The following is a 279-nucleotide window of genomic DNA, read 5'->3' as shown; positions in this document are numbered from 1 at the left end:
AGACAGTACAGAGAACTGGTTGATGCAGTTAAGGGAACGCTAATCCCCTCAATACCTAAAGAGGGCTGGATTAGAACAGTAAGAAAAGCTCTGGATATGTCAGGCGCCCAGCTAGCAGATAGAGCTGGCATGACAAGAAATAGAATTTCAGTCCTTGAAAGGCGCGAGGCTGATGGCGACATAACTCTAAATCAGTTAAGGCAACTGGCTGAAGCTCTAGACTGTGACTTCTCATACACTCTAAAACCTAAAAAGGCTGTTTCTGATATAATGCAAGAG

The 279-nt window shown here is 44.1% G+C and carries 1 protein-coding gene; it reads left to right on the top strand.

Features of this window, described 5'->3' with window-relative positions:
- Positions 1 to 279: helix-turn-helix domain-containing protein (locus AAEY75_RS14790; RefSeq protein ID WP_352259991.1), on the top strand; the 279-nt coding region annotated here is incomplete at both ends.

The organism is Psychrobacter sp. TB55-MNA-CIBAN-0194, assembly GCF_040309505.1.
In the GTDB taxonomy this organism is placed as follows: Bacteria; Pseudomonadota; Gammaproteobacteria; order Pseudomonadales; family Moraxellaceae; genus Psychrobacter; species Psychrobacter fozii.
This window is presented reverse-complemented; position numbering and strand designations above follow the sequence as displayed.